We start from the raw sequence: 12,927 nt of genomic DNA on the forward strand, positions 1-12,927 counted from the left end.
ATGCTCCAGAATGAAAAGAAGCCGCGACAGTGTCGCGGCTTCTTTCGCTTTCAACGCCGCTTGACCGACGCGCAACTGCGCGCGATCAAATATGCTCGACGCCGGATATCTCGTACTCCACGTCCCCACCCGGCGTACGCACGTTGACCACGTCGCCTTCGCTCTTGCCGATCAGCGCACGGGCGATCGGCGAGGTCACCGAGATCTTGCCGGCCTTGATGTCCGCCTCATCCTCGCCGACGATCCGGTAGCGCACCTCGTCGTCGGTCTCGAGATTGAGCAGTTCGACCGTCACGCCGAAGATCACCTTGCCGTTCTTCGGCATCTTGGTCACGTCGATGACCTGCGCCGCCGACAGCTTGCCCTCGATCTCCTGGATCCGCCCCTCGATGAAGCCCTGCTGCTCGCGGGCGGCGTGATACTCGGCGTTCTCCTTGAGGTCGCCGTGCTCGCGGGCGACCGCAATGTCGTTGATGACTCGCGGGCGCTCTACGCCTTTCAACAGCTCCAGCTCCTGACGCAAGGCCTGCTCGCCGTGGACGGTCATCGGGACTTTATTCATGGACTACTCCTGCATGCTGTTCCTGCAGCCGCCGCACCGTGATCTCGTTACCGTACTCCAGCGCCATGCAGACGGCACGCGCCCCGGCCAGCGTGGTGGCATAGGGAACCTTGCGCGCCAGCGCGGTGCGCCGGATGACCGAGGAGTCATTGATCGCCTGACGACCTTCCGTGGTATTCACGATATAGGCGATCTCGTCGTTCTTGAGCAGATCGACGATATGCGGACGGCCTTCAAAAACCTTGTTGACGACGGCAACGGACAGACCGGCCCCTTCCAGAGCCCTGGCCGTACCCCGTGTTGCCACTAAACTGAAACCCAAGGCTAGCAGAGATTGGGCCACCTCGATAACACCTTGCTTGTCCGGCTCGCGCACGGAGAGGAACGCCTTGCGCTCCCCGGTCAGCCTCGGAATCGCTTCGCCGGCGCCCAACTGCGCCTTGTAGAAGGCTTCGGCAAAGGTCGCGCCGCTCCCCATCACCTCACCGGTGGACTTCATCTCCGGCGACAGGATCGGATCGACCCCCGGGAACTTGTTGAACGGGAAGACCGCTTCCTTGACGCTGTAGTAGCCCGGAATGATCTCGCGGGTGAACTGCTGCTCGGCCAGGGTCGTTCCGGCCATGCAGCGCGCCGCGACCTGCGCCAGCGAGGTGCCGATGCACTTGGAGACGAACGGCACGGTGCGCGAAGCGCGCGGATTGACCTCGATGACGTAGATCTCGCCATCCTGCCACGCCAGCTGCACGTTCATCAGGCCGACCACGTTGAGCTCGACCGCCATCTTCTTGACCTGGTCGCGCATCGCGTCCTGCACCTCCGCCGGCAGCGAGTACGGCGGCAACGAGCAGGCGGAATCACCGGAGTGCACGCCGGCCTGCTCGATATGCTGCATGATGCCGCCGATCACCACCTGCTTGCCGTCGCTGACCGCATCGATATCGATCTCGATCGCCGCGTTGAGGAAATGGTCGAGCAGCACCGGCGAGTCGTTGGAGACCTTGACCGCGTGGGTCATGTAGCGCTCCAGCTCCTCGGCGGTGTAGACGATCTCCATGGCGCGGCCGCCAAGCACGTAGCTCGGTCGCACCACCAGCGGATAGCCGATCTTCTCGGCCTTGGCGAAGGCGTCCTCGAAGCTGCGCGCGGTAGCGTTGGGCGGCTGCTTGAGGCCCAGCTTGTCGATCATCTGCTGGAAGCGCTCGCGGTCCTCGGCCCGATCGATCGCATCCGGGGTGGTGCCGATGATCGGTACGCCGGCGGCTTCCAGGGCGCGGGCCAGCTTCAGCGGGGTCTGGCCGCCGAACTGGACGATCACCCCGACCGGCTTCTCCTTGTCGGCGATCTCGAGCACGTCCTCCAGGGTCACCGGCTCGAAATAGAGCCGATCGCTGGTGTCGTAGTCGGTGGAGACGGTCTCCGGGTTACAGTTGACCATGATCGTCTCGTAACCGTCTTCGCGCATCGCCAGAGCCGCATGCACGCAGCAGTAGTCGAACTCGATACCCTGGCCGATCCGGTTGGGTCCACCGCCCAGCACCATGATCTTCTGGCGATCGCTGACGTCGGCCTCGCACTCCTCTTCATAGGTGGAGTACATGTAGGCGGTGTCGGAGGCGAATTCGGCGGCACAGGTGTCGACCCGCTTGTAGACCGGGCGAATGCCGAGCTGCTGACGACGGCTGCGGAACTCACTCTCCGAGACGCCGAGCAGCGACGCCAGTCGGGCATCGGAGAAGCCCTTGCGCTTGAGACGATATAGCTCGTCGGCGCTGAAATCGTGCAGCGAGCGTTCGGTGATCGCCGCCTCGCTCAGGATCAGATCCTCGAGCTGGACCAGGAACCAGCGATCGATATTGGTCAGCGTGAACACCTCGTCCACGCTCATGCCGCTGCGCATGGCGTCGGCGATGTAGAAGATGCGGTCGGCGCCGGCGGCCTGCAGCTCGCCCTTGATCAGCGCCATGTTCTCCGGACCGAAGTCGATCACCTTGGGATCGAGCCCGTCGACACCGATCTCGAGCCCGCGCAGCGCTTTCTGCATCGACTCCTGGAAGGTGCGACCGATCGCCATCACCTCGCCGACCGACTTCATCTGGGTGGTCAGACGGTCATTGGCCTGGGGGAACTTCTCGAAGGTGAAGCGCGGGATCTTGGTCACGACATAGTCGATCGACGGCTCGAACGAGGCCGGCGTGGCACCGCCGGTGATGTCGTTCTGCAGCTCGTCCAGGGTGTAGCCCACCGCCAGCTTGGCGGCGATCTTGGCGATCGGGAAACCGGTCGCCTTGGAAGCCAGCGCCGAGGAGCGCGACACCCGCGGGTTCATCTCGATCACCACCATGCGTCCGGTGTCGGGATCGACGCCGAACTGGACGTTGGAGCCGCCGGTCTCGACGCCGATCTCGCGCAGCACCGCAAGCGATGCGTTGCGCATGATCTGGTACTCCTTGTCGGTCAGCGTCTGCGCTGGCGCGACGGTGATGGAGTCGCCGGTGTGCACGCCCATGGGGTCGAAGTTCTCGATCGCGCAGACGATGATGCAGTTGTCGTTCTTGTCACGAACGACCTCCATCTCGTACTCCTTCCAGCCGAGAAGGGACTCGTCGATCAGCAGCTCGTGGTTGTTGGAGAGTTCGAAACCGCGATCGCAGATCTCCTCGAACTCCTCCTTGTTGTAGGCCACGCCGCCGCCGGAGCCGCCCATGGTGTAGGAAGGCCGGATGATCACCGGGAACCCGAGCGTAGCCTGGATCTCCCACGCCTCGTCCATGGTGTGCGCCACTTTCGCCTTGGGGCACTCCAGACCGATGTTCTTCATCGCCTTGTCGAACAGATCGCGATCTTCGGCCTTGTTGATGGCATCGGCGTTGGCACCGATCATCTCGACCCCGTACTTCTCGAGCACGCCATGCTTGTCGAGATCCAGCGCGCAGTTGAGCGCGGTCTGGCCGCCCATGGTCGGCAGGATCGCCGACGGGCGCTCACGCTCGATGATCTGCTCCACCGCCTGCCAGGTGATCGGCTCGATATAGGTGGCGTCCGCCATCACCGGGTCGGTCATGATGGTCGCCGGGTTGGAGTTGACCAGGATGACGCGGTAGCCCTCTTCGCGCAGTGCCTTGCAGGCCTGGGCCCCGGAGTAGTCGAATTCGCACGCCTGCCCGATGACGATGGGGCCGGCGCCGATGATCAGAATGCTGTCGAGATCCGTACGTTTTGGCATGCGCTAACACTCGTCGAAAATGGTGGTGTCGGCGGCTGGCGCCGACCCAAGAAGACTGAATTCCAAACGGCCGAGGCCGTGCTGCGTTTCGCTGACGGCTTATACCGCGTCCCGCTGGCGGGCCTGCATCATCGTCACGAAGCGATCGAACAGCGGCGAGACGTCCTGCGGCCCCGGGCTCGCCTCAGGGTGCCCCTGGAAGCTGAACGCCGGCCGGTCGGTCAGCTCGATGCCCTGCAGGGTGCCATCGAACAGCGAGCGATGAATCGCGCGCACGTTGCCGGGCAGGCTGGTCTCGTCCACCGCGAAGCCGTGGTTCTGGCTGGTGATCATCACCTGCCCGCTGTCGAGATCCTGAACCGGGTGGTTGGCGCCGTGGTGGCCATGGTTCATCTTCACCGTTCTGGCGCCGGCGGCCAGCGCCAGCAGCTGGTGACCCAGGCAGATGCCGAAGACCGGGACATCCGTCTCGAGCACCTCACGGATCGCACTGATGGCGTAGTCGCAGGGCTCGGGATCGCCCGGCCCGTTGGCCAGGAACACGCCGTCCGGGTTCATCGCCAGCACCTCGCTGGCCGGCGTCTGCGCCGGCACCACGGTCAGGCGGCAGCCACGGGAGGCGAGCATGCGCAGGATGTTGCGTTTGACGCCGTAGTCGTAGGCCACCACGTGGTACGGGCGCGGGTCCTGGGCGCCCTCCGAGGGCCGCTCGCCCCGGGCGGTGTCGGCGTAGCCCTGGCCCAGCGTCCACTCGCCCTCGGTCCACTCGTGGATCGACTCGCAGGAGACTTCCCTGGCCAGGTCCATGCCCTTGAGACCCGGGAAGGCCTGGGCTTCCGCCAGCGCCCGCTCGACGGCATCATCGCCCCGGGCTGCGTCGCCGGCCAGGATGGCGCCGTTCAGCGACCCTTTGCTGCGCAGGATGCGCGTCAGGCGACGCGTGTCGATATCGGCGATGCCGATGACGTTCTGCGAAGCCAGATATTCGGAGAGCGTGGCCGTGCTGCGAAAATTGCTGGCGATCAGCGGCAGGTCCCGAATGACCAGGCCGGCGGCGCAGATTCGATGCGACTCGACGTCCTCGACGTTGACGCCGGTATTACCGATGTGGGGGTAGGTCAGGGTCACGATCTGGCGGGTATAGGAGGGGTCGGTGAGAATTTCCTGATAACCGGTCATGGCGGTATTGAAGACCACCTCCCCGCTGGTCTGCCCATCGGCTCCGATCGCGACGCCGTGAAATACACTGCCGTCTTCGAGAGCCAGTATCGCGGGTCTGTTCAAGGCAACATCCTCCTTAACTGGTCATCAACAAATTGCGTCGAGGTGTAGCATCACGCCCCTTCATGCACTGACCGGCAGCCGCCGCAAGGTCGTAAAAAAGCGGGACGAAATCCGGAAAACCGGTTTCATCCCGCTCATTGTCCTGTTGCTGCATCATCTGCGGCGAATCTCTACTGCCTGCGGCGCTGGCCCGGCCAAATTGGCGAAATGATACCGGAAAGCGGCGACCGGCTCCAGTACCGATCGCGATTCGATCCCATGACACGCCACCCGGTGTCCCGCCGCCGTCGAACATCCGCTCCGACCGAGCGTCAATCCTTCAGGCCGAGCACGTCCTGCATGTCGTAGCGCCCGGCCTCGCGCGCGGCGAGCCAGCGCGCCGCGCGTACCGCACCCTTGGCGAAGGTCATGCGGCTGGAGGCCTTGTGGGTGATCTCGATGCGTTCGCCCTCGGTGGCGAACATCACCGTGTGCTCGCCGACGATATCGCCCGCCCGCACGGTGGCGAAGCCGATCTCCTTGTCGCTGCGCGGCCCGCACTGGCCAACCCGCTCGAACACGCCGTACGCCTTGAGCGGACGCGCCAGGGCATCGGCCATCACCTCGCCCATCTTCAGCGCGGTACCCGAGGGCGCGTCGACCTTGTGGCGGTGGTGGGCCTCGATCACCTCGATGTCGTAGCCCTCGTCGCCCAGCGCGCGGGCGGCGGTGGCGAGCAGATTGAGGGTCAGGTTGACACCGACGCTCATGTTGGGCGCGAAGACCATCGCCACGCGCTCGCGGTAGCCGTCGAGCTCGGCCAGTTGGGCCTCGTCGAGGCCGGTGGTGCCGATCACGATCGCCTTGCCGTGGTCGGCGCAGAAGGCGAGGTTGGCCAGGGTGGTGGCGGGGCTGGTGAAGTCGATCAGCACATCGAAGTCGTCGGCGATGGCGGCCAGGTCGTCCGTGGCGGCCACGCCCAGGCGGCCGATGCCGGCGAGTTCGCCAAGGTCGGCGCCGACCAGCGAGCTGCCGGCGGAAACGCTACCGCCGGCCAGACTGACCCCGTCATCCTGCTGCACGGCACTGACCAGGTTGCGGCCCATGCGGCCGGCGGCGCCGACAATGGCGATACGGGGGGCGTGAGAAGGCATGCGATCTCCAGCGGTAGGGTAAGCGTCGCGGCAGTATAACAACTGCCGCCGGGGCCCGCGCGACGCCTGTCGGCAGCCCCCGGCAAGCCTGGGTGCAGCGCTGGACGCCCCGCCACCCCTGCGACATACTAGCGCCCCATCGCAAATAAGAATCATGCGTAACTAATCCATCAGCCCCACAGCCGGATCTCGCCGTGACTCAGCCACGTTCCCTCTTCGCCGGATACGCCGCGAGGCTCGTTCGTCTCGCCGTCATCACCCTCGCCCTCGGCGGCACCGCCAGCGCCTGGGCCGACCCGATCACGGTGACCGATATCGCCGGCCGTCAGGTGACCCTCGAGGCGCCGGTGCAGCGCGTCATCCTCGGCGAGGGGCGCCAGATCTATCTGCTCGCCGCGCTCGAGCCCGACAACCCGTTCGCCCACGTGGTGGGCTGGCGCCACGACCTCGCCGAGGCCGACCCGGACAACTACGCCGCCTACGCCGCCAAGTTTCCCGAGATGAAGCAGATCCCCACCTTCGGCGGCTTCAAGGATGGCACCTTCGACGTCGAGCAGGCCGCCAGTCTGCACCCGGACGTGGTGCTGATGAACCTGGAGGCCAAGGCCGCCACCGAAGACGCCGGCTACGACACCAAGCTGGCCGCGCTGGGCATTCCGATCGTCTACGTCGATTTCCGCGAGAAGCCGCTCGAGCACACCATCCCCTCGATGCGTCTGATGGGGCGTCTGCTCGGCGACACCCAGCGCGCCGAGGCTTTCATCGACTTCTCCCAGGCGCAGCTGGCCCGGGTCACCGACAAGATCGCCGCCGCCGACCCGGCGCGACCCAAGGTGTTCATCGATCGCGCCGGCGGCTACTCCGACGACTGCTGCATGAGCTTCGGCCCCGGCAACTTCGGCGAATACGTCGAACTCGCCGGCGGCCACAACATCGCCGACGGCATCATCCCCGCCACCTTCGGCACCCTCAACCCGGAGCAGATCATCGCCGCCAACCCCGATCAGGTGGTGGTCACCGGCGGCAACTGGGGCGCCTACGTCCCTGGCGGCAACTGGGTCGGCGTGGGCCCGGGGGCTGACATGCAGCAGGCCCGGGCCAAGCTCGAGCAACTGACCCACCGCACCGCCATGACCGGTATCGAGGCGGTGAAGAGCGGTCAGGTCCACGCCATCTGGCACCAGTTCTACAACAGCCCCTACTACTTCGTGGCGGTGCAGCAGCTGGCCAAGTGGTTCCACCCGGAGCTGTTCGCCGATCTGGACCCCGAGGCCACCCTGCGCGAGCTGCATCAGCGCTTCCTGCCGGTGGACTATGCCCCCGGCTACTGGGTATCCCTGCATGACGACTGAGAGTTCCCGCGTGGCCGCCGCGCCGTCGCGTGCGGCCGCCTTCGCCCCGGCCGCGGCCGATGATGCCAATCTCTATCGCCGGCTGGTGCTGCGGCGCCAACTGATCCTGGCCGCGCTGGCCCTGGCGCTGTTCGCCAGCCTGTGTATCGACCTTGCCCTGGGGCCGGCGCGTTTCGGCCTGGACCAGGTGATCGCGGCGCTCTTCACCCCCGGCTCGGTGGAGGATTCGCTGCGGGTGATCCTGTGGCAGATCCGCATGCCGGTGGCACTGATGGCGCTGGTGGTGGGCGCCAGCCTGTCGATCGCCGGCGCCCAGATGCAGACCATCCTCAGCAACCCGCTGGCCAGCCCTTTCACCCTCGGCATCTCCGCCGGGGCCAGCTTCGGCGCCGCGCTGGCGCTGGCCTTCGGGGTGACCCTGGTGCCGGCGCTGGTCGACTACGCGATCCCGCTCAACGCCTTCATCATGGCGATGCTGACCGCGCTGGCGATTCACTTCCTGAGCATGCGCCGCGGGGTGACGATCGAGACCATCGTGCTGCTGGGCATCGCCATGGTCTTCATCTTCAACTCGCTGATGGCGCTGATTCAGTTCTTCGCCAGCCAGCAGGCGGTCTCCGCGGTGGTGTTCTGGACCATGGGCAGCCTGACCAAGGCGACCTGGCCCAAGCTCGGCATCGCCTTCGCCGTGCTTGCGGTGGTGGTGCCGCTGCTGGCCCGCCACGGCTGGGCGCTGACCGCCATGCGCCTGGGCGATGCCAAGGCCGAGAGCCTGGGCGTCAAGCCGCGGGCGCTGCGTCTGGAGGTGCTGATCATGGTCTCGCTGCTGGCCGCGATCGCCGTCTCCTTCGTCGGCACCATCGGCTTCGTCGGGCTGGTCGGGCCGCATATCGCGCGCCTGCTGCTGGGTGAGGATCAGCGCTTCTTCCTGCCCGGCTCGGCGTTGTGCGGGGCCCTGATGCTCTCGGTGGGCTCGGTGCTGTCGAAGGTGATCATCCCCGGCACCATCATTCCGATCGGCATCATCACCTCGCTGGTGGGGATTCCGTTTTTCCTGTTCTTGATCCTCAACCACAAGAAGAACGCATGGTAACGCTGACGCTCGATCGCCTCTCGGCGCGCTACGGCCGCCGCCAGATCCTCACCGACATCTCCACGCCGCCGCTGCACGGTGGCCAGGTAGTGGCGCTGCTCGGCCCCAACGCGGCGGGCAAGTCGACCCTGTTCCGGCGCATCCTGGGGCTGCTCGAAGGGGAGGGTGAGGTACGCATCACTGGCACTCGCAGTGAGCGTCCGATCGCCTACATGCCCCAGGACAACGGCGCCACCGCGGTGCTGACGGTCTACGAAGCGGTGCTGCTGGCGCGCATGCAGGGGCGCCGCCTCAAGGTGGCGGATGCCGACCTCGGCGAGGTCGACAAGGCGCTGGCAGAGCTCGGCATCGACACCCTGGCCGGGCGTGACATCGGCAACCTGAGCGGTGGCCAGCGGCAGTTGGTGGGCGCGGCCCAGGCGCTGGTGCAGTCCCCCGACATCCTGCTGCTGGACGAGCCCACCTCGGCGCTCGACCTCCACCGCCAGATCAGCCTGCTCAGCATCCTGCGCCGACTGGCCCAGGAGCGGAACATGCTGATCATCGCCGCGCTCCACGATCTCGGCCACGCCCTGCGCTTCGCCGATCAGGCGCTGGTGATCGAAAGCGGGCGACTGGTCGACTGCGGCCCCTGCGAACAGGTGGTGACACCGCAGATGCTGCGCCACACCTTCCAGGTCGAGGCGCGCATCGAGCCCTGCTCCCAGGGAAGGCCGCAGTTGATCGTCGAAGCCGCCATCTAGGTATTGCAACGGCAACGGCCTACCCTCGCCGACTTTTCGTGCGGAGCCTAGTCACCCGCGCTCGGGCTACCCGCACCCAGGCGCCGCCGCGGCCATCCCAGGCGTCGCCCCTCCAGCGCTGCCAGCATGGCGCCCCCCAGCACCAGCGGCAGGGCCAGCACGAAGCCGCTGGAGAGCGGCTGTCCGAACAGCCACAGATCCGCCAGCAGCGGCCAGATCAGCGCCACGTACTCGAACGGCGCCAGCCGAGAGACCTCGGTCATGCGCAGCGCCAGCGTCATGCAGATATGCGCCGCACCGCCGAACAGCCCCGCCAGCACCAGCAGCAGCAGCGTCGGCCAGGCCACCGAAACCCAGCCCAGGGCGGCGGTCGCCAGCCCCGCCAGCGTGGTCACCAGCACGAAGTAGAACGCGATCGAGGCGGGCGTCTCGGTGCGCGAGATGCGCCGCACCGTGAGCAGCGCCCCGGCGGTGAGCAGCGCGGCGCCGATACCCAGGGCGTAACCGGTGATCCGCGACGGCGCCGGGGCGCCGCGCAGTTCGGGCAGGATCAGCACCCCCACCCCGACCAGCACCAGCGTCAGCGCCGCCAGGCGGTGGCGGGTGAGCCGTTCACCCAGCAACAGGATCCCGCCCAGCGCCAGCGCCACCGGCGCCAACTGGGCCAGCAGGGTCGCCTCCGCCACCGGCAGCCGCGCCACCGCGGCGAAGGAGGCGAACATCGCCGCCGCCCCCAGCCCCGAGCGCAGCAGATGGCCGAGCGGCCGCCGGGTGGCCAGGGCGCGCGGGAATTCACGCCGCCACAGCATGAAGACGACGATCGGCAGCAGCGCGAAGGCGGAGCGAAAGAACACGGTCTGCCCCAGCGGCACCTCGTCGCTGACCGCCTTGACGCAGACCAGCATGCCGGCGAACAGCAGCCCCGAGAGCAGCCGCAGCAGAATGCCGGCCAGCGGCCGGTCCGTGGTGTCGTGCATGGAAAGGCGTCTCCTCGGGGCGGGATGATTCGGCTTCAACGAGCGGGCGACATTATACCTGGGTGCACCGAATCTCGCTGGAGGGCAAGGCCTCCCATTGCCATGAGCTGGAACAGGGAAGTCCCCCTGATCGCAGTCCGGGGCACGCCCCGACTTTCTCCTGGGCGCAATCCTGCCAGATCGATCACTGTTGATGGCAACAGTATGCCAAGGTCATGCCAACCCTGACCTGAATGAAGTTAACGCCCGTCCGCCATGCCACGAGCCTCCGCGCCTGGAGGTCGACAATCCGCTTTCCGCAGGATGCGACCACCGAAACTTCATGCGCGGCCAAACCCGACACCGTGCCGACAATAAACGCAGCGTTAAGATTAACGCTTAAAACATTAGCGCACTAAAATCATCCGACACCAAGTGTGTTATTCGACCCCGCCAGACCCAGCTATTTTCTCAACCAGACGAGACTAGACCTTCGACTCATAAACCAAAGACCAATAAGGAATTTTTTATTTAAAATCAGCGAGATAAAACAAAGAATATAGATAGAAGAATTAGCCACAAGGGAATCGACTCGAATCCAATTGACGCCAATTGAAGGCGCTGTTATTCCTGATATATCACAAAATATCACGACCAGATAAATCTCGAACCGCGTCAAACTCGGGCAATAAAGCGAGGCCATATTGATTGCTGCACGCCATTTATTTGCCAACGGATAAAGCGCGACGCATACCCGACAACCCAGATCGGAGCATTCATCCGACGCCCATGAAAACATGGACCTGGCCGGCTTTTGTTGGCTGGCGGGATGTCATCTGGTGACCTCGTGATCAACCCACGCAACGCGCTGGCCAAGAGAAGGGAATATCGATGTCGATTCAACTATTCGACCTGACCGGAAAAACGGCACTGGTGACAGGCTCATCCAGGGGTTTGGGTCGTGCTTTCGCGGAAGGATTGGCCGCTGCCGGCGCCGAGGTGATTCTCAACGGCATCAACGAGCAACGACTGACCACTGCCGCCCGCGAGATGTCAGAAGCGGGCCATCGAGTCCAGACCGCCGCCTTCGACGTTACCGACGACGACGCCGTCAAGGAGGCCTTTTCCCGGTTCGATGAAGACGGCGTCGAGATCGACATCGTAGTCAATAATGCCGGCATTCAGTTTCGCAAACCCATGCTGGAACTCGAGACTGCCGACTGGCAACGGGTGCTCGATACCAATCTCACGTCGGCGTTCGTCGTCGGGCGCGAAGCGGCCAGGCGAATGGTCGAACGCGGTCAGGGCAAGATCATCAATATCGGCTCCCTCACCAGCGAGCTGGCCCGCGCCACAGTCGCCCCGTACACCGTGGCCAAAGGGGGAGTAAAGATGTTGACCAAGGCCATGGCAGCGGAATGGGGCGGCCTGGGGATCCAGGCCAACGCCATCGGTCCTGGCTACATGCTGACCGACATGAACGAGGCTTTGACCTCCAATGCCGAATTCGATGCCTGGGTCAAGGGCAGGACGCCGGCAGGCCGATGGGGCAAGCCGGAAGAGCTGATCGGGACCGTGGTGTACCTCGCATCGCAGGCCTCCGACTACATCAATGGCCAGATCATCTACGCCGATGGCGGCATGATTTCAGTGCTCTGACCGCATCACCACGATGCCTGACAATCTCCAGGCGCAGGTAGCCTGAATCGGCAGACCTGCTTCATGACCCACTGGATCCGACATCATGCCAAATGCGCCGGATATGACGCTGCCGACGGTTCAAGACAAAGGCCGCGACAATAAAAGCCTGCTCGAACATGCCTATAGGGAGATCGAGGAGCTGATCGTCACCTGTCGGTTGGGTCCAGGGAGTTATCTGCGAGTTCGCGACCTGCAGGAAATTACCGGCTATAGCCGCATGCCGGTCTATCAGGCAGTCACTCGCCTGGCGTCGGATACGCTGGTCACCATAAGGCCGCGACAAGGCGTCCAGATCGCCCCCGTCGACCTGGCAAGAACGGCAACGCTGTTGCATTTACGTCGGGACATGGAGCGATTCGTCGTCACGCTAGCCTGCGAGAAAGCCTCGCCATTGCAACGAAGGATGCTGGAAAAACTGGCACGGTCCATGGAAAACCAAGCGGCGGCAATGTCGCTATCGACATTCAACCGTTTCGATCTTCAGATCGATGCCCAGATATTGAAGATCTGTGACGAGCCTTTCCTGGAATATTCGTTGCGACCCCTGCACACCATGTTCCGCAGGATCGGGTGGATCTACCACACGAACGCCAAGCCCAATCAGGATCTTTCGGGGACTATCGAAGGCCATCTTGGCGTCCTGCGGGGCATTCTCTCTCAGGATGCTCAGGCTGCGGCAAAGGCATCGGACAATCTGATGGATTTCATGGGAGAAACCCTGCGCGTCATCGAGCGGGATACCGATCCGATTCTGCTGAATGTGGAGCTTGATCCAAGCATCGATTGAAGCAGCGATGAGCGTGTCCAGATTCGATGGGAGACACGGTCTCGTCGAGAAGAGGGTGTCGACCGAACGCCCCCAATCCCGGGTCCTGGA

General features: G+C 64.6%; 10 protein-coding genes. 5 read left to right on the plus strand and 5 right to left on the minus strand.

Going from position 1 to position 12,927, the window contains the following annotated elements; genetic code table 11:
• Positions 1 to 85 precede the first annotated feature (85 nt).
• From greA to dapB, 4 genes are all read right to left on the minus strand, one after another.
• The gene (gene greA / locus DOM45_RS01410; RefSeq protein ID WP_110597724.1) at positions 86 to 562 is read right to left on the minus strand and encodes a transcription elongation factor GreA; all 477 of its coding nucleotides are present in this window, start codon (positions 560 to 562) and stop codon (positions 86 to 88) included.
• Positions 555 to 3,788, minus strand: coding sequence for a carbamoyl-phosphate synthase large subunit (gene carB, locus DOM45_RS01415; RefSeq protein WP_110597725.1), 3,234 nt, complete (start codon positions 3,786 to 3,788; stop codon positions 555 to 557). Before carB ends, greA begins: the two co-directional genes overlap by 8 nt.
• Positions 3,789 to 3,887: 99 nt before the next feature.
• Positions 3,888 to 5,072: a glutamine-hydrolyzing carbamoyl-phosphate synthase small subunit gene (carA, locus tag DOM45_RS01420; protein WP_110597726.1), complete on the minus strand. Its 1,185-nt coding sequence runs from the start codon at positions 5,070 to 5,072 to the stop codon at positions 3,888 to 3,890.
• 311 nt (positions 5,073 to 5,383) lie between these two features.
• Positions 5,384 to 6,205, minus strand: coding sequence for a 4-hydroxy-tetrahydrodipicolinate reductase (dapB, locus tag DOM45_RS01425; RefSeq protein ID WP_110597727.1), 822 nt, complete (start codon positions 6,203 to 6,205; stop codon positions 5,384 to 5,386).
• A 194-nt stretch (positions 6,206 to 6,399) separates the two neighbouring features.
• Here dapB and DOM45_RS01430 point away from each other — a divergent pair, with 194 nt between their 5' ends.
• Genes DOM45_RS01430 through DOM45_RS01440 form a run of 3 tightly spaced genes read left to right on the plus strand, consistent with a single transcriptional unit; the run spans position 6,400 to position 9,393 of the window.
• A complete protein-coding gene (locus DOM45_RS01430; protein ID WP_425353320.1) occupies positions 6,400 to 7,557 on the plus strand; it encodes an ABC transporter substrate-binding protein in 1,158 nt (385 codons plus the stop codon).
• Positions 7,547 to 8,650: a FecCD family ABC transporter permease gene (locus DOM45_RS01435; protein ID WP_110597728.1), complete on the plus strand. Its 1,104-nt coding sequence runs from the start codon at positions 7,547 to 7,549 to the stop codon at positions 8,648 to 8,650. The genes DOM45_RS01430 and DOM45_RS01435 overlap by 11 nt, the downstream gene beginning before the upstream one ends.
• The gene (locus DOM45_RS01440; protein ID WP_110597729.1) at positions 8,644 to 9,393 is read left to right on the plus strand and encodes an ABC transporter ATP-binding protein; all 750 of its coding nucleotides are present in this window, start codon (positions 8,644 to 8,646) and stop codon (positions 9,391 to 9,393) included. The genes DOM45_RS01435 and DOM45_RS01440 overlap by 7 nt, the downstream gene beginning before the upstream one ends.
• A 47-nt stretch (positions 9,394 to 9,440) precedes the next feature.
• Here the strand turns inward: DOM45_RS01440 and DOM45_RS01445 are convergent, their stop codons facing one another.
• Positions 9,441 to 10,370, minus strand: a complete 930-nt coding sequence (locus tag DOM45_RS01445) for a DMT family transporter (protein WP_110597730.1) — start codon at positions 10,368 to 10,370, stop codon at positions 9,441 to 9,443.
• Between the two features lie 870 nt (positions 10,371 to 11,240).
• Between DOM45_RS01445 and DOM45_RS01450 the strand changes: the two genes are divergently transcribed.
• Both DOM45_RS01450 and DOM45_RS01455 read left to right on the plus strand, forming a co-directional pair.
• Positions 11,241 to 12,008, plus strand: a complete 768-nt coding sequence (locus tag DOM45_RS01450; RefSeq protein WP_110597731.1) for an SDR family oxidoreductase — start codon at positions 11,241 to 11,243, stop codon at positions 12,006 to 12,008.
• 85 nt (positions 12,009 to 12,093) lie between these two features.
• Complete coding sequence (locus tag DOM45_RS01455; protein WP_110597732.1) at positions 12,094 to 12,837, plus strand: GntR family transcriptional regulator; 744 nt, start codon at positions 12,094 to 12,096, stop codon at positions 12,835 to 12,837.
• Positions 12,838 to 12,927: the final 90 nt, after the last annotated feature.

This window comes from Salinicola lusitanus (assembly GCF_003206045.1).
GTDB lineage: Bacteria > Pseudomonadota > Gammaproteobacteria > Pseudomonadales > Halomonadaceae > Salinicola > Salinicola lusitanus.

Excerpts from the sequence above, each read along its gene's own strand:
- DOM45_RS01440 (WP_110597729.1), top strand. The coding sequence starts at position 8,644 with ATGGTAACGCTGACGCTCGATCGCCTCTCGGCGCGCTACGGCCGCCGC.
- DOM45_RS01445 (WP_110597730.1), bottom strand. The coding sequence starts at position 10,370 with ATGCACGACACCACGGACCGGCCGCTGGCCGGCATTCTGCTGCGGCTG.
- DOM45_RS01435 (WP_110597728.1), top strand. The coding sequence starts at position 7,547 with ATGACGACTGAGAGTTCCCGCGTGGCCGCCGCGCCGTCGCGTGCGGCC.
- DOM45_RS01455 (WP_110597732.1), top strand. The coding sequence starts at position 12,094 with ATGCCAAATGCGCCGGATATGACGCTGCCGACGGTTCAAGACAAAGGC.
- carB (WP_110597725.1), bottom strand. The coding sequence starts at position 3,788 with ATGCCAAAACGTACGGATCTCGACAGCATTCTGATCATCGGCGCCGGC.
- DOM45_RS01450 (WP_110597731.1), top strand. The coding sequence starts at position 11,241 with ATGTCGATTCAACTATTCGACCTGACCGGAAAAACGGCACTGGTGACA.
- greA (WP_110597724.1), bottom strand. The coding sequence starts at position 562 with ATGAATAAAGTCCCGATGACCGTCCACGGCGAGCAGGCCTTGCGTCAG.
- dapB (WP_110597727.1), bottom strand. The coding sequence starts at position 6,205 with ATGCCTTCTCACGCCCCCCGTATCGCCATTGTCGGCGCCGCCGGCCGC.